Origin of the sequence: Staphylococcus sp. HMSC063A07, assembly GCF_001836955.1 — a bacterium.
Lineage (GTDB): Bacteria > Bacillota > Bacilli > Staphylococcales > Staphylococcaceae > Staphylococcus > Staphylococcus lugdunensis.
The window spans coordinates 38,008-59,077 of record NZ_KV830925.1 but is presented as its reverse complement, the minus strand read 5'-3'; the positions used below and the strand labels follow the sequence as shown (position 1 = coordinate 59,077).

22 protein-coding genes are annotated in these 21,070 nt (G+C 35.7%); 20 read left to right on the top strand and 2 right to left on the bottom strand.

Going from position 1 to position 21,070, the window contains the following annotated elements; all coding sequences use genetic code 11:
• Positions 1–189 precede the first annotated feature (189 nt).
• Positions 190–1,572 carry a MocR-like pyridoxine biosynthesis transcription factor PdxR gene (locus tag HMPREF2597_RS08455; RefSeq protein ID WP_014533365.1) on the bottom strand — a complete coding sequence of 461 codons (1,383 nt, stop codon included), beginning with the start codon at positions 1,570–1,572 and terminating at the stop codon, positions 190–192.
• Between the two features lie 97 nt (positions 1,573–1,669).
• Between HMPREF2597_RS08455 and pdxS the strand changes: the two genes are divergently transcribed.
• Positions 1,670–2,557 (top strand): pyridoxal 5'-phosphate synthase lyase subunit PdxS, encoded by an 888-nt coding sequence (gene pdxS / locus HMPREF2597_RS08450; protein WP_002459960.1) that lies wholly within the window; start codon positions 1,670–1,672, stop codon positions 2,555–2,557.
• Between the two features lie 3 nt (positions 2,558–2,560).
• Entirely contained in the window at positions 2,561–3,115 is a 555-nt protein-coding gene (gene pdxT, locus HMPREF2597_RS08445) for a pyridoxal 5'-phosphate synthase glutaminase subunit PdxT (protein WP_002479472.1), read from the top strand.
• A 230-nt stretch (positions 3,116–3,345) separates the two neighbouring features.
• On the opposite strand, the gene HMPREF2597_RS08440 is transcribed toward pdxT, so the two are convergent.
• Positions 3,346–4,560, bottom strand: coding sequence for a NupC/NupG family nucleoside CNT transporter (locus HMPREF2597_RS08440; RefSeq protein ID WP_002479471.1), 1,215 nt, complete (start codon positions 4,558–4,560; stop codon positions 3,346–3,348).
• 153 nt (positions 4,561–4,713) lie between these two features.
• Here HMPREF2597_RS08440 and HMPREF2597_RS08435 point away from each other — a divergent pair, with 153 nt between their 5' ends.
• From HMPREF2597_RS08435 to rplA, 18 genes are all read left to right on the top strand, one after another.
• On the top strand, positions 4,714–5,175 hold the full coding sequence (locus HMPREF2597_RS08435) for a CtsR family transcriptional regulator (protein ID WP_002459957.1): 462 nt from the start codon (positions 4,714–4,716) through the stop codon (positions 5,173–5,175).
• A 26-nt stretch (positions 5,176–5,201) separates the two neighbouring features.
• Positions 5,202–5,759, top strand: a complete 558-nt coding sequence (locus tag HMPREF2597_RS08430; RefSeq protein ID WP_002459956.1) for a UvrB/UvrC motif-containing protein — start codon at positions 5,202–5,204, stop codon at positions 5,757–5,759.
• Positions 5,752–6,765, top strand: coding sequence for a protein arginine kinase (locus HMPREF2597_RS08425; RefSeq protein ID WP_012991027.1), 1,014 nt, complete (start codon positions 5,752–5,754; stop codon positions 6,763–6,765). The genes HMPREF2597_RS08430 and HMPREF2597_RS08425 overlap by 8 nt, the downstream gene beginning before the upstream one ends.
• Before the next feature lie 13 nt (positions 6,766–6,778).
• Positions 6,779–9,238 carry an ATP-dependent Clp protease ATP-binding subunit gene (locus HMPREF2597_RS08420; protein ID WP_002459954.1) on the top strand — a complete coding sequence of 820 codons (2,460 nt, stop codon included), beginning with the start codon at positions 6,779–6,781 and terminating at the stop codon, positions 9,236–9,238.
• A gap of 230 nt (positions 9,239–9,468) precedes the next feature.
• The gene (gene radA, locus HMPREF2597_RS08415; protein ID WP_002459953.1) at positions 9,469–10,836 is read left to right on the top strand and encodes a DNA repair protein RadA; all 1,368 of its coding nucleotides are present in this window, start codon (positions 9,469–9,471) and stop codon (positions 10,834–10,836) included.
• Positions 10,837–10,870: 34 nt separating this feature from the next.
• Positions 10,871–11,938: a PIN/TRAM domain-containing protein gene (locus HMPREF2597_RS08410; protein WP_002459952.1), complete on the top strand. Its 1,068-nt coding sequence runs from the start codon at positions 10,871–10,873 to the stop codon at positions 11,936–11,938.
• Between the two features lie 323 nt (positions 11,939–12,261).
• A complete protein-coding gene (gltX, locus tag HMPREF2597_RS08405; protein WP_070817267.1) occupies positions 12,262–13,719 on the top strand; it encodes a glutamate--tRNA ligase in 1,458 nt (485 codons plus the stop codon).
• 356 nt (positions 13,720–14,075) lie between these two features.
• Positions 14,076–14,723 (top strand): serine O-acetyltransferase, encoded by a 648-nt coding sequence (cysE, locus tag HMPREF2597_RS08400; RefSeq protein WP_172412359.1) that lies wholly within the window; start codon positions 14,076–14,078, stop codon positions 14,721–14,723.
• The gene (gene cysS / locus HMPREF2597_RS08395; RefSeq protein WP_002479468.1) at positions 14,707–16,107 is read left to right on the top strand and encodes a cysteine--tRNA ligase; all 1,401 of its coding nucleotides are present in this window, start codon (positions 14,707–14,709) and stop codon (positions 16,105–16,107) included. The genes cysE and cysS overlap by 17 nt, the downstream gene beginning before the upstream one ends.
• A 1-nt stretch (position 16,108) precedes the next feature.
• Positions 16,109–16,504, top strand: coding sequence for a Mini-ribonuclease 3 (locus tag HMPREF2597_RS08390; RefSeq protein ID WP_012991025.1), 396 nt, complete (start codon positions 16,109–16,111; stop codon positions 16,502–16,504).
• 2 nt (positions 16,505–16,506) lie between these two features.
• Positions 16,507–17,253, top strand: coding sequence for a 23S rRNA (guanosine(2251)-2'-O)-methyltransferase RlmB (gene rlmB, locus HMPREF2597_RS08385; RefSeq protein WP_002459947.1), 747 nt, complete (start codon positions 16,507–16,509; stop codon positions 17,251–17,253).
• Entirely contained in the window at positions 17,253–17,780 is a 528-nt protein-coding gene (locus tag HMPREF2597_RS08380; protein WP_002459946.1) for an NYN domain-containing protein, read from the top strand. The genes rlmB and HMPREF2597_RS08380 overlap by 1 nt, the downstream gene beginning before the upstream one ends.
• Positions 17,781–17,890: 110 nt before the next feature.
• A complete protein-coding gene (locus tag HMPREF2597_RS08375) occupies positions 17,891–18,433 on the top strand; it encodes a sigma-70 family RNA polymerase sigma factor (RefSeq protein ID WP_002479466.1) in 543 nt (180 codons plus the stop codon).
• Between the two features lie 96 nt (positions 18,434–18,529).
• The gene (gene rpmG / locus HMPREF2597_RS12450; RefSeq protein WP_002459944.1) at positions 18,530–18,673 is read left to right on the top strand and encodes a 50S ribosomal protein L33; all 144 of its coding nucleotides are present in this window, start codon (positions 18,530–18,532) and stop codon (positions 18,671–18,673) included.
• A 93-nt stretch (positions 18,674–18,766) separates the two neighbouring features.
• Entirely contained in the window at positions 18,767–18,961 is a 195-nt protein-coding gene (gene secE, locus HMPREF2597_RS08370) for a preprotein translocase subunit SecE (protein WP_002459943.1), read from the top strand.
• Positions 18,962–18,978: 17 nt separating this feature from the next.
• Positions 18,979–19,527, top strand: a complete 549-nt coding sequence (gene nusG / locus HMPREF2597_RS08365) for a transcription termination/antitermination protein NusG (RefSeq protein WP_002459942.1) — start codon at positions 18,979–18,981, stop codon at positions 19,525–19,527.
• Positions 19,528–19,727: 200 nt separating this feature from the next.
• Positions 19,728–20,150 carry a 50S ribosomal protein L11 gene (gene rplK, locus HMPREF2597_RS08360; RefSeq protein WP_002459941.1) on the top strand — a complete coding sequence of 141 codons (423 nt, stop codon included), beginning with the start codon at positions 19,728–19,730 and terminating at the stop codon, positions 20,148–20,150.
• Positions 20,151–20,365: 215 nt separating this feature from the next.
• Positions 20,366–21,061 (top strand): 50S ribosomal protein L1, encoded by a 696-nt coding sequence (gene rplA, locus HMPREF2597_RS08355; RefSeq protein WP_002479465.1) that lies wholly within the window; start codon positions 20,366–20,368, stop codon positions 21,059–21,061.
• The last annotated feature ends 9 nt before the right edge of the window (positions 21,062–21,070 follow it).

The following is a 21,070-nucleotide window of genomic DNA, read 5'->3' as shown; positions in this document are numbered from 1 at the left end:
AGTTAAAAAACAAAGACGACAAATAACGGCTTTGCGAAGAGAAAGCGATTGAAGCTGACGTATTCTGACCTATAGAAAATACAAATTAAATGCGATACTTCAAAAATGAAAAAGTTATTGCTTTTTTAAATGATTAAAATTATTTTAAAACATTTGCACTGAAACTTAGTTTTTAAGTCTACAAAATTCTCACTCATAGTCATTTATGACGAGTGCGCTTATTAGTGCTTGGACATGATTAGACAAATCTTCATTTGAAATGCCACCAAACCCTAAAATAAAAGTAGGATAGCGCTCATTAGCATCATCGAAGTGATAGGGTTCCAGTTTAAGAGATATATTTGATGCGTTTTCTAGACATTGTTCCATTGTTAGCCCATTTATAACCCGAATGGTAAAATGCATGCCAGTTAATGCGCCATCAATCTTTAATTGATTAGAGTAAGGTGCAAGTTGATTTAAAATATAAGTAAGTTTGTCGCGATAAATTTTTCTCATTTTATTTAGATGGCGTTCAAAACTGCCTGATGCCATAAATCTTTCGACGATATGTTGAATATGAACGGGAACTGTATTTCCTTCTTTATATGGATGATGATTATATATGTTTAATATTGGATAAGGTAAAACGATATACGCTATACGACAACTTGGAAATAGAGACTTAGAAAATGTACTAATATAAATAACTTTTCCTTTCGTGTCTAAACTTTGTAAAGCGGGTATCGGTTTGCCATAATATCTAAACTCAGAGTCGTAATCATCTTCAATAATATAACGTTTTTCTTGCTGCTGTGCCCATTGAATTAATTGGGTGCGTTTTTTTAAATTCATGATATGCCCCGTTGGAAATTGATGTGAAGGGGTAATATACAAAATATCATTATTGTATTCAAAGATGGGATCGACTTGGATGCCATCTTTTTCTACTATAACTTGTTTATAAGGCATCTGTTTCTTGTCTAATGTTTGTTTAATTGGTGGATAGCTTGGTTGTTCGATAATAAAGGAGCTATCTGATAGTACATCTGTAATCATATCAAGTAATTGTTCTGTAGAAGAGCCGATAATAATTTGATTTGGATGACAAGTAACTCCTCTGCTGTTAAATAAATAATGGGCAATTTGTTGTCTTAATGCCAATTCACCTTGTGGATGTCCATGTTGTAAAAGGTCTATATTACTATCATCAAAAACATCTCGAGCATATTTTCTTAATGTATGCAATGGAAAGTTTTCAGCATCTATTTCAGCCAAGTTAAAGGCATAGCGGTAATGTGATTTTGGCGTTGACTTCTGAATGAAGTTGATTTCATGAAATCCTGATGTTTGTGGTACGACAGGCAGTGATTCGATATCTGATACATAATAGCCTGAACGTGGTTTGGCATAAATAAATCCTTCATCTAGTAAAAGTTGATAGGCATGTTCGATTGTTGTATGACTAAGTGATAAATGTTCACTTAATTGTCGCTTTGAAGGAAACTTTTCATTTGCCTGATAATGACCTTCAATAATTTGGGCTTTTAATTTTTCATAGAGTGATTGGTATAGTGCAGTTTTCTTCTTCATATCATCTGGCCTCTTTATTTATTATAAAATTGAACCTTTTTCAATATCAGTTTATCGTTTAGAATGGATTTAATCAATTAGAAAAGGGGCAATTTACATGTCTAAAATTGTAGGATCTGAAAGAGTTAAACGAGGTATGGCTGAAATGCAAAAAGGCGGCGTCATTATGGACGTTGTTAATGCAGAACAAGCTAGAATCGCGGAGGAAGCTGGAGCGGTTGCTGTTATGGCATTAGAGCGTGTGCCTTCTGATATTAGAGCGGCAGGAGGGGTAGCACGTAGCGCTAACCCTAAAATTGTTGAAGAAGTAATGAACGCTGTTTCTATACCGGTTATGGCTAAAGCACGTATTGGACACATTACTGAAGCGCGTGTGCTTGAAGCTATGGGGGTCGATTATATTGACGAATCTGAAGTATTAACACCAGCTGATGAAGAATATCATTTAAGAAAAGACCAGTTTACTGTACCGTTTGTTTGTGGGTGTCGTGATTTAGGTGAAGCCGCACGTCGTATTGGTGAAGGTGCAGCAATGTTACGTACGAAAGGTGAACCTGGAACTGGAAACATTGTTGAAGCAGTACGTCATATGAGAAAAGTAAATGCTGAAGTTAGTCGTTTAGTAGTAATGAACGACGATGAAATTATGACGTATGCTAAAGAATTAGGTGCGCCATATGAAATCTTGAAACAAATCAAGGATAATGGTCGCCTACCAGTTGTTAACTTTGCTGCTGGAGGTGTAGCAACACCTCAGGATGCTGCTTTAATGATGGAATTGGGTGCAGATGGCGTCTTTGTAGGTTCAGGTATTTTCAAATCAGAAGATCCTGAAAAATTTGCGAAAGCGATTGTACAAGCGACGACACATTATCAAGATTATGAGTTAATTGGTAAATTGGCTGCAGAATTAGGAACAGCAATGAAAGGCTTAGATATAAATAAAATTTCATTAGAAGAACGTATGCAAGAGCGTGGTTGGTAAGATATGAAGATAGGTGTATTGGCATTGCAAGGCGCTGTGCGTGAACATATTCGTCATATTGAATTAAGTGGTCACGAAGGCATAGCAATTAAAAGAGTAGAACAACTAGAAGAAATTGATGGATTGATTCTTCCTGGTGGTGAGTCAACCACACTTAGAAGATTGATGGATTTATATGGTTTTAAAGAAAAATTACAACAATCTGACTTACCTATGTTTGGCACATGTGCGGGCCTAATTGTATTAGCTAAACATGTCGAAGGTGAAACGGGATATTTAAAAAAATTGGATATCACTGTAGAACGTAATTCGTTTGGTAGACAAGTAGATAGTTTTGAATCAGAACTTGATATTAAAGGCATTGCTGAAGATATAGAAGGTGTTTTTATTAGAGCACCACATATTGCTAGCGTAGAAGATGGCGTAGAAGTATTAAGTACTGTTGGCGATAAAATTGTTGCAGTTAAACAAGGGAACTATTTAGGTGTATCATTCCATCCTGAGTTAACGGATGATTATAGAGTTACGCAATACTTTATTGAACATATGGTCAAATAACATAGTCTTGTTGAAAGAGCACTCAAAAAATGAGTGCTCTTTTTTAATATAAGCTATTAATATGAGACAATGATGCGATGCAAGATTTGCTCTACATTAAATAGCTATTTTAAAATATTCGCTTTTTTATAAGAGATAGCAAGAAAGTATAAAAAAATGATGCTACAAGATGCCTACGATATAGGCTCTTATAGCATCACAAAACGATAATATGGCTGTTTAATATTTATTTAAATAAAGAATCCAGCAATTGTTGCGGAGATAAATGAAACTAGTGTAGCACCGAATAATAATTTTAAGCCAAAGCGAGCAACAATATCACCTTTTTCAGAGTTAAGTGATTTAATGGCACCAGAAATAATTCCAATTGAGCTAAAGTTAGCGAATGATACTAGGAATACTGAAGTTACGCCTTTAGCGTGCGTTGAAATATCTGATAGTTTACCTAATGATTGCATAGCAACAAATTCATTAGAAAGCAGTTTTGTTGCCATAACTGAACCAGACTGTACAGCTTCGTTCCATGGAACACCAGATAGAAAGGCTAAAGGTGCAAAGACAAAGCCAATTAAAGTTTGGAAATCCCAAGAGACAGCGCCATGCGTTATGACACTTAAAAGACCACTAACGATACCGTTTAGTAATGCGATAATGGCGATATAGCCAATGAGCATTGCCCCAACGATAACCGCTACTTTAAATCCATCTAAAATGTACTCTCCTAACATTTCAAAGAAAGATTGATTTTTAGTTTCTGTTTCATCTACTAATAATTTATCTTCTTCTTCATTCACTTTATAAGGATTAATAATTGATGCAATAATGAAACCACCAAAAAGGTTAAGTACAACTGCCGTTACGACATACTTTGGTTCAATTAAAGTAAAGTATGCGCCAATAATTGAAGCTGAAACGGTAGACATAGCTGAAGCGGTTAATGTATATAACCGTTGTTTCGGTATGTAAGGTAATTGTTTTTTTAAAGAAATAAAAACTTCAGATTGCCCTAAGATGGCTGCGGCGACGGCATTATAAGATTCTAAACGTCCCATGCCATTGATTTTAGAAATTAACCAGCCTAACCAATTAATAATGAGTGGTAGGATGCGAGTGTATTGTAGTATGCCGATTAACGCAGAGATAAATACAATCGGTAATAAAACACTAAAGAAGAATGGAGGGTTTTTAGGATTAACAAATTTAAATCCACCAAAGACAAAGTTAACGCCTTCTGCAGCTTTTTGTAGTAAATAATTAAAGCCGTTTGAAATTCCTCCGATGACATGTATACCTGCCGTCGTTTTAAGTAAAATAAAGGCGAATATAAATTGAATCACAAGTAACAAAGCGACGTACTTCCAACGAATATGCTTTCTATCTGAGCTAAATGCAAAGGCAAGCGCTAAGAAGAAAACGATTCCAATTATCCCAATGAGAATATGCATAGACCTGCTCCTTAATCTTTTTTCTAAATCTTATCATACAATAAATAGATGTGAACAAACACCTTTATTTTTTAAATTGAAAAACAAATTGGTTGAAAATGGTCAAAGTTGGTCATATAATATAGTCAAAGAAGGTCAAAAGGGGTGATAAGCATGCACAATATGTCTGACATCATAGAGCAGTACATTAAAAAATTGTTTGAAGAAACGAATGGAGACGCTGTTGAAATACAACGAGCCAATATAGCACAGCGGTTTGATTGTGTGCCTTCTCAATTAAATTACGTTATTAAAACCAGATTCACCAATGAGCATGGTTATGAAATAGAAAGTAAACGTGGAGGCGGTGGATACATCCGAATCACGAAAATTGAAAATAAAGATGCAACGGGGTATATTAATCACTTGCTTCAATTAATTGGACCAACCATTTCACAGCAGCAAGGTTACTATGTTATTGACGGCTTGCTTGAAAAAGGTTTGATTAGTGAAAGAGAAGCTAAAATGATACAAGCTGTCATTGACCGTGAAACATTAAAAATGGATGTCATGTCTAGAGATATTATCCGAGCAAATATTTTAAAACGAATCTTACCGGTGATTAATTACTATTAATACTGAAAAATGCGAGGTGTTAAGACGTGCTTTGTGAAAATTGCCACTTAAATGAAGCAGAGGTAAAGCTTACGGTTAAAAGTAAAAATGGAACCAGTGAGAAATGGGTTTGTCCTGTTTGTGCACAAGGAGAAAATCCATGGAATCAGAATTACACATCTCATCACCAGTATCAAGATGATATTGAAGAAGCATTTGTTGTAAAGCAAATATTACAACATTTAGCTACAAAACATGGTATTGATTTTCAAAATGTTGCTTTTCAAGAAGAAAAACAGTGTCCAACTTGTCATATGACCTTAAAAGATATTGCGCATGTTGGTAAGTTTGGCTGTGCACAATGCTATGCTACCTTTAAAGATGACATTATTGATATTGTGAGACGGGTGCAAGGTGGACAGTATGAACATGTTGGGAAAACGCCGCATTCATCACATCAAAAATTAGCAATAAAAAAACAAATTGAAGAAAAATCACAATATTTAAATGTATTAATAGATGAACAAAAATTTGAAGAAGCTGCTCTTGTAAGAGATGAGATAAAAGCATTAAAGCAACAGAGTGAGGTGTTACATGATGAATGATTATAATATTAATCCTGATGATATATTGACCAATATCGAAACAGCACCAGTTGTTATGTCATCACGAATTCGCTTAGCACGTAATCTTGAAAATCATGTACACCCACTTATGTTTCCATCTGAACAAGAAGGTTTTCGAGTTATTAATGAAGTTCAGGATGCATTGCCAGATCTAGATTTACAACGTCTAGATCGCATGGACCAGCAAAGTAAGCTGCAACTTGTTGCGAAACATTTAGTCAGTCCTGAACTAATTAAGCAACCAGCATCGGCAGTGATGACTAACGAGGATGAATCTCTTAGTATTATGATTAATGAAGAAGATCATATACGCATACAAGCGATGTCACCTGAGTTATCTTTGTCTGAATTATATACGAAAGCATCTGATATTGATGATTTACTCGATAAAGCGTTAGATATTAGTTACGATGAACATTTAGGGTACTTAACTACATGCCCAACCAATATTGGAACGGGCATGAGAGCAAGTATTATGTTACATTTACCTGGATTATCGATAATGAAACGAATGAATCGTATTGCTCAAACAATTAATCGTTTTGGCTTTACAATTCGTGGTATATATGGAGAGGGTTCGCAGGTCTATGGACATATATATCAGGTTTCAAACCAACTAACTTTAGGGAAAACAGAACAAGACATCATCGATAATTTAACAGAAGTTGTTAATCAAATTATTAATGAAGAAATGCAAATTCGCGAACGGTTACACACATATAACCAAATTGAAACATTGGATCGTGTTTATCGTTCGCTTGGTATATTACAAAATTGTAGAATGATTTCTATGGAAGAAGCATCCTATCGACTTAGTGAAGTGAAATTAGGAATTGATTTAGGATATGTACAATTGCAAGATTTTAATTTTAATGAATTAATGGTGAGTATTCAATCTGCTTTCTTGTATAACGATGAAGACGAGGACGATGAGAAATCCGTCAATGAGAAACGTGCAGATATTTTAAGAGCTCAGACCATATAGGAGGTAAATAGATATGTTATTTGGTAGATTAACTGAACGTGCGCAGCGTGTTTTAGCACATGCACAAGAAGAAGCTATTCGTTTGAACCACTCAAATATTGGTACTGAACACTTGTTATTAGGTTTAATGAAGGAACCTGAAGGTATTGCTGCCAAAGTATTAGAAAGTTTTAATATTACTGAAGATAAAGTGATTACCGAAGTCGAAAAACTTATTGGCCACGGACAAGAACAAGCTGGGACGTTAAGATATACACCTAGAGCTAAAAAAGTCATTGAATTATCAATGGATGAAGCTAGAAAACTTCATCACAATTTTGTTGGTACAGAACATATTTTATTAGGTTTAATTCGTGAAAATGAAGGTGTAGCGGCACGTGTTTTTGCAAATTTAGATTTAAATATTACGAAGGCACGGGCTCAAGTTGTGAAAGCATTAGGTAGTCCAGAGATGGGTACGAAAAATGCACAAACAAATAAATCTAATAATACACCAACGTTAGATAGCTTAGCGCGTGACTTAACGGTGATTGCTAAAGATGGCACATTAGATCCGGTTATCGGTAGAACAAAAGAGATTACACGTGTGATTGAAGTCTTGAGCCGTCGAACTAAAAATAATCCTGTGCTTATTGGTGAACCAGGTGTAGGTAAAACAGCTATTGCTGAAGGTTTAGCACAAGCAATCATAAATAATGAAGTGCCAGAAACGTTAAAAGACAAACGTGTGATGTCATTAGATATGGGTACGGTTGTAGCAGGTACGAAATATCGTGGTGAGTTTGAAGAACGCTTGAAAAAAGTAATGGAAGAGATTCATCAAGCCGGCAACGTGATTCTATTTATTGACGAGTTACACACGCTCGTTGGTGCAGGTGGTGCAGAAGGGGCTATTGACGCTTCAAACATTTTAAAACCAGCACTTGCACGCGGCGAGTTACAATGCATTGGTGCAACTACTTTAGATGAATATCGTAAAAACATTGAAAAAGATGCCGCTTTAGAACGTCGTTTCCAACCGGTACAAGTTGATGAGCCGTCAGTTGAAGATACAATCGAAATTTTAAAAGGATTGCGTGATCGATACGAAGCACATCATCGTATTAACATTTCAGATCAAGCTTTAGATGCGGCCGCAAAATTAAGTGACCGCTATGTTTCAGATCGCTTCTTGCCTGACAAAGCCATTGATTTAATTGATGAAGCAAGTTCTAAAGTAAGATTAAGAAGTCACACAACACCAACAAATTTAAAATCAATTGAACAAGAAATTGAAACTGTAAAAAAAGAAAAAGATGCTGCAGTTCACGCTCAAGAATTTGAAAATGCAGCCAACCTTAGAGACAAACAATCTAAATTAGAAAAGCAATATGAAGATGCCAAAAAAGAATGGCAAAATGCGCAAGGTGGTAGTAACACAGAATTGTCGCAAGAAGATATTGCTGAAGTTATCGCCGGTTGGACCGGAATTCCTTTAACAAAAATTAATGAAACAGAATCAGATCGACTATTAAATCTCGAAGCGACATTACATGGTCGTGTCATAGGTCAAAATGACGCTGTGACATCAATTAGTAAAGCTGTGCGTCGTGCACGTGCCGGCTTGAAGGATCCTAAGCGTCCAATTGGTAGTTTCATTTTCTTAGGACCTACAGGGGTTGGTAAAACAGAATTAGCACGTGCATTAGCTGAAACAATGTTTGGTGAAGAAGATGCGATGATTCGTGTTGATATGAGTGAATTCATGGAAAAACATGCTGTGAGTCGCTTAGTTGGGGCGCCTCCAGGATATGTAGGCCACGATGATGGTGGTCAATTAACTGAAAAAGTAAGACGCAAACCATATTCAGTTATTTTATTTGACGAAATCGAAAAAGCGCATCCAGATGTATTTAATATTTTACTTCAAGTATTAGATGATGGACATTTAACAGATACGAAAGGACGTCGTGTAGATTTCCGCAATACTGTAATTATCATGACATCAAACGTTGGTGCCCAAGAGCTACAAGATCAACGATTTGCTGGATTTGGTGGTGCAAGCGAAGGTCAGGATTATGAGACAATTCGTAAAACAATGATGAAAGAGCTTAAAAATGCTTTCCGTCCAGAGTTCTTAAACCGAGTGGATGATATTATTGTCTTCCATAAATTATCTAAAGACGAATTAAAAGAAATTGTCACAATGATGGTTAATAAATTAACGCAACGTTTGTCAGAACAAGATATTCAAATTGAGGTAACAGACAAAGCGAAAGAAGTTATTGCTGAAGAAGGTTATGATCCGGAATATGGTGCTCGTCCACTCATTCGTGCAATTCAAAAAACAGTTGAAGATAATTTAAGTGAATTAATTTTAGAAGGTAATCAAATCGAAGGTAAAGCAGTGACTATCGATCATGATGGTACGGAGTTTAAATATGATATTCATGATAGAACTGCTAATTCTGAAGAAGAAATGACTCAAGCATAGAAAGACTAGAAATTAATGCGCTCGCTAGATAGATTTAGCGAGCGTTTTTTTCATTTTTAATATAAAATGAATAAATGTACATAAACTATAGGTAAAAAATAATTTTATTGTAGTTATTTGATATATTATTTGTTAAATGATGATTTCCTATCTATTTGAATCTCTAAACATTTGTCATAACCGTGTGCAATGTATAAAATGGATTTAATGAAAATTGTGGAGGTGCGAAAGTGGCCAAGAAGAAAATCATTTTTGAGTGTATGGCATGTGGCTATCAATCTCCTAAATGGATGGGTAAATGTCCTAATTGTGGTGCTTGGAACCAAATGGAAGAGATTATAGAACAGAAGGCTGCACATCCTAAACATGGGGTTAAAGCACAAACGGCTACCGGAAAAGTTCAAAAATTAAACAGTATTCAACATGAATCGACACCACGTGTGCAAACGAAATCTCAAGAGTTTAATCGTGTGTTAGGTGGGGGGATTGTTAGTGGTTCTTTAGTGTTGATTGGTGGAGATCCAGGTATCGGGAAATCAACACTATTACTACAAATCTGTGCCTCGCTTTCGCAACAATTAAACGTGCTGTATATTACAGGTGAGGAATCATTAAATCAAACAAAATTGAGAGCAGAACGCTTAGAGGAAGACTCTAGTCAATTAAATGTGTTAGCTGAGACAGATTTAGAAGTTATTCACCAAACCGTTTCAGAAACTAAGCCAGATATTTTAGTGGTGGACTCTATTCAGACGATTTACCATCCTGAGATTGCATCGGCACCCGGATCTGTTTCTCAAGTGCGTGAGAGTACTCAAAGTTTGATGAATATTGCGAAGCAGATGGATATTGCCACATTTATTGTAGGACATGTGACTAAAGAGGGGCAGATAGCTGGTCCACGATTGTTAGAACACATGGTAGATACAGTGCTTTATTTTGAAGGTGATGAACATCATGCGTATCGTATTTTACGTGCTGTTAAAAACCGTTTTGGTTCAACAAATGAAATGGGTATTTTCGAAATGAAGCAAAGTGGTTTGAAAGGTGTCAAAAACCCGTCCGAAATGTTTTTAGAAGAACGTTCAACAAATGTTCCGGGTTCAACAATTGTGTCGACAATGGAAGGAACACGACCATTACTTATTGAAGTACAAGCTTTAGTGACCCCAACAACGTTTAATAATCCACGACGTATGGCAACAGGTATTGACCATAACCGTCTGAGCCTGCTTATGGCAGTGCTTGAAAAGAAAGAAAATTATTTATTGCAGCAACAAGATGCATATATTAAAGTGGCAGGTGGTGTAAGATTAACAGAACCGGCTGTAGACTTAAGTGTAATTGTAGCAACTGCATCAAGCTTTAAAGATGAAGCGGTTGATGGTTTAGATTGTTATATTGGAGAAGTAGGTTTGACTGGTGAAGTCAGACGTGTGTCACGTATTGAACAACGCGTTCAAGAAGCAGCTAAACTAGGATTTAAACGTGTGATACTCCCTAAAACAAATATCGGCGGATGGACATTTCCTGACAATATACAAGTCATAGGTGTTTCGACAGTACATGAGGCATTGAAATATGCTTTCAAAGCTTAAAATTTTCATACACAGCCAAAGAGGTAAAAGTTGAATGGATATACTTAAATTTATAGTAGTAATCATCTACTTTATTGTTGGTGCTGCTCTAGGAATTCTTATTATTCCAGAAGTCGTCAATGATATAGGGGTTACAAGTTATCCAATTTTAAAAAATCATTATATAGATGGGTTGCTTGGTGCGCTCATATTCTTTATTATTTTTGGTTTTTTCATTAACCAAGTAACACAATTAATCCGCACTATGGAACAGTGGATTATGAAGAGAAGTGCTGTTGAAATACTATTTGCGACAATTGGTCTTATTATAGGATTACTTATTGCAGTTATGGCATCATTTATTTTAGAAATGATTGGCAACTCGATATTTAATCATTTTATACCAATTATTATTACATTAATTTTATGTTATTTAGGATTTCAATTTGGTTTAAAGAAACGAGACGAAATGTTGCTATTTTTACCCGAAAATATGGCGCGTTCAATGTCGCAAAGTCATCGTAGTGCGGTGCCTAAACTGTTAGATACAAGTGCTATTATTGATGGGAGAATACTAGAAGTGATTCGCTGTGGATTTATAGATGGTGAAATTTTAATTCCACAAGGTGTAATTAATGAGTTGCAGATTGTCGCTGATGCCAATGACAGCGTTAAGCGAGAAAAGGGACAACGTGGCTTAGACGTATTAAATCAACTCTATGATTTAGACTATCCAACGCGTGTAATCCATCCGCAAAAGTCACACAGCGATATTGATACCCTATTAGTTAAATTAGCACAGTCGTATCATGCGCATGTCATTACGACGGATTTTAATTTAAATAAAGTTTGTCATGTTCAAGGCATTCAAGCACTCAATGTGAATGACTTATCAGAAGCAATTAAACCCAATGTACATCAAGGTGATTACTTAAACATCTTACTCACAAAGATGGGGAAAGAGCCTGGACAAGGTGTTGGCTATCTTGATGATGGGACAATGGTCGTCGTAGATAATGCAAAACAGTTGGTTGGTCAGCAAGTAGAATTAGAAGTAATTAGTCTGTTGCAGACGTCATCAGGTCGTATTGTCTTTGCTAAAAAAATTGATGATAACCTGTGATTAACAAACCAATCATTAAACATTAACAGTTTCATGTGAAACGTATACGAGCAAAATTTAGTGTGTACGAATTACATGAAACTTTTTTGTTATAAGGCAAGGATATGACAAAACATGGTACTTATCAAAGTACTGAATAAGTGCTACAATATATGAGAAAATATTGTCTTACCAACTGAACATGGCCCTGAAAGTTATTCACTAAGAATTAATGTAGCGGAAAGTTGATTTTTAAGAATAGCTTTTTCTTATTAACTTAAAAGATATGCGAAGTGTTGCGTAAGTGATGAAAACAAGAAATAAATGACGTAGGAGTGAATATAATGAGTAATCGCGTTAGAGTAAGATACGCACCAAGTCCAACTGGATATTTGCATATTGGCAATGCCAGAACGGCGCTATTTAATTATTTATTTGCGAAACATTATGATGGAGATTTCGTTGTTCGTATAGAAGATACGGACAGTAAACGTAATTTGGAAGACGGAGAAGCTTCACAATTTAATAATTTAAAATGGTTAGGCTTTGATTGGGATGAATCTGTAGATAAAGACAAAGGTTATGGCCCTTATCGTCAATCTGAAAGAGCAGATTTTTATAACCCACTTATTCAACAATTACTAGATGAAGATAAAGCTTATAAATGTTATATGACAGAAGAGGAATTAGAAGCAGAACGTGAAGCGCAAATCGCGCGTGGCGAGATGCCTCGATACGGTGGACAACATGCGCATTTAACAGAAGAACAACGTCAACAATTTGAAGCGGAAGGACGTCAACCAGCTATTCGCTTTCGTGTACCTCAAAATCATACGTATACATTTAATGACATGGTTAAAGGTGAAATTTCATTTGACTCAAATAATATAGGTGATTGGGTTATCGTTAAAAAAGACGGGGTGCCAACATACAATTTTGCAGTAGCTGTCGATGATCACTATATGGAAATATCAGATGTTATTCGCGGAGATGATCATGTTTCAAATACGCCAAAACAATTAATGATTTATGATGCGTTTGGTTGGGAACCGCCGCGTTTCGCACACATGTCATTAATCGTCAATGAAGAGCGCAAGAAACTAAGTAAACGCGATGGTCAAATTTTACAATTTATCGAGCAATATCGTGACTTAGGATATTTACCAGAAGCATTGTTTAACTTTATTACATTGTTAGGTTGGTCTCCTGAAGGTGAAGATGAAATCTTTTCTAAGGAAACGTTTATTAAAATCTTTGATGAAAAGCGTTTATCTAAATCACCAGCAATGTTTGATAGACAAAAATTAGCATGGGTTAACAACCAATATATGAAGACCAAAGATACTGAAACAGTATTTGAACTCGCGTTACCACATTTAATCAAAGCAAATCTAATTCCTGAGCAACCAAGTGAGGAAGATCGCGAATGGGGTCGAAAATTAATTGCCTTGTATCAAAAAGAAATGAGCTATGCAGGAGAAATTGTGCCATTGTCCGAAATGTTCTTTAAAGATATGCCAGAATTAGGTGCAGAAGAACAAGAAGTAATCAATGGTGCGCAAGTTCCTGAATTAATGCAACATTTGTATGGCAAACTCGAAGCGCTAGAACCATTTGAAGCTGCAGAAATCAAAAAAACAATCAAAGAAGTTCAAAAAGAAACAGGTATTAAAGGTAAACAATTATTTATGCCAATACGTGTTGCTGTTACTGGACAAATGCATGGTCCTGAACTGCCAAATACAATTGAAGTGTTAGGTAAAGACAAGGTGTTAAGTCGTCTGAAACAATATGTATCATAGGAAGTCATGTTCGAGTGAGGAACTACTTGAAATTTTGAGCTAAACGACATATGATTAGAGTTGTATCGTCCACAAAGGATTAGTAAATAATGATATTGTGCTATAGAGAATGTACGGTTGGTGAAAGTACATCACAATAGTTATGGAATGCACCTTTGTGTAGACAATTGAATAATATAAACGAGAGTAAAGTGATATACTGATATTGCTTTACTGAATTAAGAGTGGAACCGTGCAAAAGCGCCTCTAACATCATACTTGTTAGAGGCGTTTTTTCATAAGAAACGTTTAAAGAACAAATTGATGTTATTAAATGGGCAAGGAAAGAAATAAGTTATTATGAAATCGGGGAGGAGATTATCTTGCTAAGAAGAATGAGAGACGACGTTAAAATGGTCTTTGAGCAAGATCCAGCAGCAAGAACAACATTTGAAGTAATCACTACGTATGCTGGGCTTCATGCGGTATGGAGTCATTTAATTGCACATAAATTATATAATAAGAAAAGATATGTACTAGCACGTATTATTTCACAAATTTCACGCTTTTTTACTGGTATAGAAATACATCCTGGTGCACAAATTGGCAAGCGCCTATTTATTGACCATGGCATGGGTGTAGTCATTGGTGAAACATGTACGATTGGAGACAACGTCACGATTTATCAAGGCGTTACGTTAGGTGGAACTGGAAAAGAAAAGGGTAAACGCCATCCAGACATTGGAGACAATGTTTTAATTGCAGCTGGATCGAAAATTTTAGGCAATATTCAAATTGAGTCGAACGTCAATATTGGCGCAAACTCAGTAGTATTGCAATCTGTGCCTAGTTATACAACTGTAGTGGGTATTCCAGGGCATATTGTAAAACAACAGGGTAAACGAATCGGGAAAACATTTGATCACCGTAACTTACCGGATCCATTATATGAGCAAATTAAGCAGCTAGAAAAACAACTAGAAAAAGCCAAGAACGGAGAGATTAAAGATGATTACATTATATAATACATTGACACGTCAAAAGGAAGTATTCAAACCCATAGAACCTGGGAAAGTTAAAATGTATGTCTGTGGGCCGACCGTATATAACTATATTCATATAGGGAATGCACGACCAGCGATTAACTATGATGTAGTACGTCGTTACTTTGAATACCAAGGGTATGACGTAGACTACGTCTCAAATTTTACTGATGTTGATGATAAACTTATTAAACGTTCACAAGAACTGAATGAATCCGTTCCTGAAATTGCTGATCGTTATATTCAAGCATTTTATGAAGATGTTGGTGCTTTAAATGTTAAGAAAGCCACTTCAAATCCACGTGTGATGGACCATATGGAAGATATCATTGAATTCATTAAAAATTTAGTCGACGAAGGTTATGCCTATGAAAGTCATGGAGATGTCTATTTTAGAACACGTAAATTTGATGGCTATGGTAAATTAAGCCATCAGTCTATTGACGACTTAAAAGTAGGCGCTCGCATTGAAGCGGGTGAACAAAAAGAAGATGCTTTAGACTTTACATTATGGAAAAAAGCTAAGCCTGGTGAAATTAGCTGGTCTAGTCCCTTTGGAGAAGGGCGCCCAGGGTGGCATATTGAGTGCTCTGTGATGGCATATCATGAACTTGGTAAGACCATTGATATTCATGCTGGAGGCTCCGATTTACAATTTCCTCATCATGAAAATGAAATTGCGCAATCAGAAGCACATAATCATGCACCATTTGCAAATTATTGGATGCATAACGGTTTTATCAACATAGACAATGAGAAAATGAGTAAGTCATTGGGGAATTTTATATTAGTGCATGATATCATCAAGGAAATTGATCCTGATGTCTTGCGTTTCTTTATGATTAGCGTACACTATCGCAGTCCAATCAACTATAATATGGAACTTGTTAGTGCAGCTAAAAGCGGCCTAGAACGCATTCGCAATAGCTATCAATTAATAGAAGAGCGTGAAACAATAGCTACCAATATTGTTGAACAAACAGACTACATTGAACAAATTGATGCAATATTAAAACAATTTGAGCAAGTGATGAATGATGATTTTAATACAGCTAATGCGGTAACTGCATGGTATGATTTAGCGAAATTAGCCAATAAATATGTGTTGGAGAAATCAACTTCAACGGCAGTAATCGAGCGTTTTAAAGAAGTGTATCAAATATTTAGTGATGTACTAGGCGTTCCTTTAAAAGGTCAAGAAGCAGATGTACTATTAGATGAAGAGATAGAGCAAATGATTGCTGAGCGTGATGAAGCACGTAAAAATAAAGATTTTGCGAGAGCAGATGAAATTAGAGATACATTAAAGGCACAACATATTATTTTGGAAGACACGCCTCAAGGTGTGAGATACAAACGTGGCTAATATGGATATAAAATTATTAAATCCACTAACATTAGCTTACATGGGTGATGCGGTTTTAGATCAACATGTTAGAGCATATATTGTGTTGAAATTACGCAGCAAACCTAATCGTCTTCATCAAGCAGCTAAACGCTATGTCTCAGCTAAAAGTCAGGCACAAACACTAGAAAAATTATTAGCACAGCAGTGGTTTACAGAAGAAGAATTAGATATCGTTCGGCGTGGTCGCAATGCTAAAAGCTATACAAAAGCTAAAAATACTGATATTCAAACGTATCGTAAAAGCTCTGCAATAGAAGCAGTGATTGGCTTCTTATACTTAGAGCAACGAGAGCAGCGTCTTAATTCACTATTAACAGAAATCATTCACATTGTTGACGAAAGAGAGGTAAGATAGCATTGGAAGATCATATAATAGTAGGTCGTCATGCCGTAAAGGAAGCCATTGTCACTGGTCATACAATAAATAAAATACTGATTCAAGAAGGTATTAAAAAACAACAAATCAAAGAAATTTTAACAAACGCAAAAACTCAAAAATTAGTCGTGCAAACAGTGCCAAAATCTAAATTAGATCATATGTCAGATGCGCCTCACCAAGGTGTTGCAGCCTTGATTGCACCATATGAATACGCCGATTTTAACCATTTTATTAAAATGCAACAACAAAAGGAAAGCCTATCTACGGTCATTATTTTAGATGGATTAGAAGATCCACATAACTTAGGTTCTATTTTGCGGACAGCAGATGCAACAGGTGTGGATGGTATTATTATTCCTAAACGTCGTTCAGTAGCGTTAACACAAATTGTAGCTAAAGCATCTACAGGAGCGATTCAGCATATACCTGTAATGCGTGTAACTAATTTATCTCAGACAATTGATGATTTGAAAGCGCATGGTTTTTGGATTGTAGGAACAGAAGCAGATAATGCCACAGACTATAGAGACATGGCAGCTGATATGTCATTAGCAATTGTCATTGGTAGTGAAGGCCAAGGGATGAGCCGTCTAGTTAAAGATAAATGTGATTTTTATATTAAAATTCCAATGGTCGGTCACGTGAATAGTTTAAATGCATCCGTGGCAGCTGGTTTGATGATGTATGAAGTATATCGTAAACGTCATTCATATGGAGACAAATAATGAAGCAAAAATATTTAGTTATAGACGGTTATAATATGATTGGCCAATCGCCAGAGTTGATGACCATTGCTAAAGAAAGCCTTGAAGAAGCACGCGAACAATTGTTGGATGCCATAGCGAATTATAGCGCTGTGATAGCTGATGAAGTGGTATGTGTCTTCGATGCATATGAACAATCAGGTATTGAACGTGAATATATGTATCATGGTGTAAAGATTATTTATACAAAAGAAAAAGAAACCGCAGATAGCTATATCGAACGTTATGTCTATGACTTATATAATAAACATACAACGCATATTACGGTTGTGACGAGTGATATGAGCGAACAGCATGCAATTTTTGGAACAGGTGCTTATCGTGTATCATCTCGAGAAATGTGGCGCGAATTAAAAGAAATGGAAATAACAGTAACAAAGTCGTTAGATGACTTTAGTCAATCAAAACCTAGAACTCGAATACCGTTATCTGATGATATACTTACTGAATTTGAAAAAATACGTCGAGGTCATCATCACAAACACTAGTATTGTGATATTGCCGAAATCCTATATCAGGGTATAAAATTTAGCACATAACTCTTATTGGAAAGTAGGCGACAAACATAACTGGTAGACATCTTGAAAGCGCGTTTAAAATGTACCGAGAGTGTGACAATAAAGATGATGCTTTTGCAGAACTTGTGAATTTGTGGAAACCCATTATTATTAATAAGCTTAAAAAGGTAGATTATTACCTAAATGATATCGACGATTTATATCAAGAGGTCTTAATTAAACTTTACTTGGTAATTGATCGCTATGACACACAACAAGATAAACCATTTGAGTATTATGTGAATTGTGTTATTAGGTCAGTTAAATATGATTATTTACGTAAACAATATGCCTATCATAAACGAATACAAAGCATGATTAAAGAGAGTCATGTAAACGTATATTACAATCAACATGTGAATCCTGTTGAAATAAAAATGTTACAACGCGCAGATTTAATGAATATATTTGAACACACGAAGTATTTTACTAAGGTAGAAAAAAGGGTGTTTTACGCGCTGATTGCAGGATATAAACCATTAGAAATTGCACGAATACTTAAGTTACAACGCAAAGCGGTTTACAATAGTATACAACGTTGTAAAATGAAATTATATAAAGTGATATTAAAGACTACGGAATGAGTTTTATTGGTCATATTGTTTCATAGCTTCGTTTGACATTTAAGCCTAAATATAGGTATAGTATATTGGTATTAAAATGTGTAAGGGTGAATAAATGTGAAAAAAGTCCCTTTAAATTGCGATGTTTGTGGCAATAGAAATTATCATGTTCCAAAGAAAGATGGCTCAGCATCAAGGTTAACACTTAAAAAATATTGTCCAAGATGTAACTCACATACAGTACATAAAGAATCGAAATAATACTTTTAGTGCTATGAAAAGTGGTTATTCGATGTTGCAACATGAGACAACGTATAGGCTAGTTAATGAGTGAGAGTATGGAGGTTGTTTTTGATGGCTAAAGACAAAAACAAAGAAAAAGATAACTTTTTCAAAGGCGTTAAGTCTGAAATGGAGAAAACAAGTTGGCCAACGAAAGAAGAGTTATTCAAATACACTGTTATTGTAGTATCTACAGTGCTATTCTTTATGGCTTTTTTCTATGTTTTAGATATCGGTATCGGAAATCTTATTGAATTATTTAGATAAAAGTAAGGAGTGACAACATGTCTGAAGTAGTTGGTGCTAAACACTGGTATGCAGTGCACACATATTCTGGATATGAGAATAAAGTTAAAAAGAATTTAGAAAAAAGAGTCGAATCAATGAATATGACAGAACAGATTTTTAGAGTTGTCATACCCGAAGAGGAAGAGACTCAAGTCAAAGATGGCAAAGCTAAAAAAGTAGTTAAAAAGACATTTCCAGGATACGTTTTAGTGGAACTCATCATGACAGACGAATCATGGTATGTCGTGCGAAATACTCCTGGCGTTACTGGATTCGTTGGTTCTGCAGGCGCAGGATCTAAGCCGAATCCATTACTACCTGACGAAGTTCGTTTTATATTAAAACAAATGGGTCTTAAAGAAAAAACAATAGATATAGAATTAGAGATTGGCGAGCAAGTGCGTATCAAATCAGGTCCGTTTTCTAATCAAGTTGGAGAAGTTCAAGAGATTGAAGCAGATAAATTTAAATTAACTGTGTTAGTAGATATGTTTGGCAGAGAAACACCAGTAGAAGTTGAATTTGATCAAGTAGAAAAGCTTTAAAGTAAAGCCTCAATACTGGAACTGTGTTAATAATTGTTGAACGCTTTAAATGTTGAAATATTACTATTGATTTTTGTAACGAAAAGGTGTTAAAATAATGTGGTCGCGTTTTTAAGACGCTCATTTCGTCACGAAATGTTTGAGTGGGAGGGCAAAACTGAGCCCTGTGACCACATCACGATATCAAGGAGGTGCACATCGTGGCTAAAAAAGTAGAAAAAGTAGTTAAATTACAAATTCCTGCAGGGAAAGCAAATCCAGCACCACCAGTTGGACCAGCATTAGGTCAAGCAGGTGTGAACATCATGGGATTCTGTAAAGAATTCAACGCACGTACGCAAGAACAAGCAGGTTTAATCATTCCGGTAGAAATCAGTGTATATGAAGATCGTTCATTTACATTTATTACAAAAACTCCACCGGCTCCAGTACTACTTAAAAAAGCAGCTGGCGTAGAAAAAGGTTCAGGTGAACCTAATAAAACAAAAGTTGCTACAGTTACTAAAGAACAAGTACGTGAAATTGCTAATTCTAAAATGCAAGATTTAAACGCTGCAGACGAAGAAGCAGCTATGCGTATTATTGAAGGTACTGCTCGTAGCATGGGTATTACTGTAGAATAATTAAGAATTTAAACTTGAAATGAATTGATAGACGATAACAGCAGATAACGAAATGGCAACCAACGCTATTGTCTTCGATGGATTTAAGTGAAATTGGGTGAACATCGTCTCCCAAAAGTAACATAGATATCATCAGTTATCTGCTCTTAACTTGTGTGATACGCAAGTGAAATGTGGGAGGAAATTCCGCTAAAACCACTAAAGGAGGAAGAATAATGGCTAAAAAAGGTAAAAAGTATCAAGAAGCAGCTAGCAAAATTGACCGTACGCAACACTACAGTGTTGAGGAAGCAATTAGCTTAGCTAAAGAAACTAGCGTAGCTAACTTTGATGCATCAGTTGAAGTTGCATTCCGTTTAGGTATTGATACACGTAAAAATGATCAACAAATCCGTGGTGCAGTTGTACTACCAAACGGAACTGGTAAATCACAACGTGTATTAGTATTTGCGAAAGGTGATAAAATCACTGAAGCAGAAGAAGCAGGCGCAGATTATGTAGGTGAAGCAGAATATGCTCAAAAAATCCAACAAGGTTGGTTTGATTTCGATGTAGTTGTTGCTACACCTGACATGATGGGTGAAGTTGGTAAATTAGGTAGAGTATTAGGACCAAAAGGTTTAATGCCTAACCCTAAAACTGGCACTGTTACGATGGACGTTAAAAAAGCTGTTGAAGAAATCAAAGCAGGTAAAGTTGAATACCGTGCTGAAAAAGCAGGTATTGTTCACGCTACTATCGGTAAAGTTTCATTTGATACTGATAAATTAATTGAAAACTTTAACGCATTACAAGACGTTTTAGCAAAAGCAAAACCAGCTTCAGCTAAAGGTACTTACTTCAAATCCGTTGCTGTTACTACAACAATGGGTCCTGGCGTTAAAGTTGATACTTCATCATTTAAATTATAATTATATAAT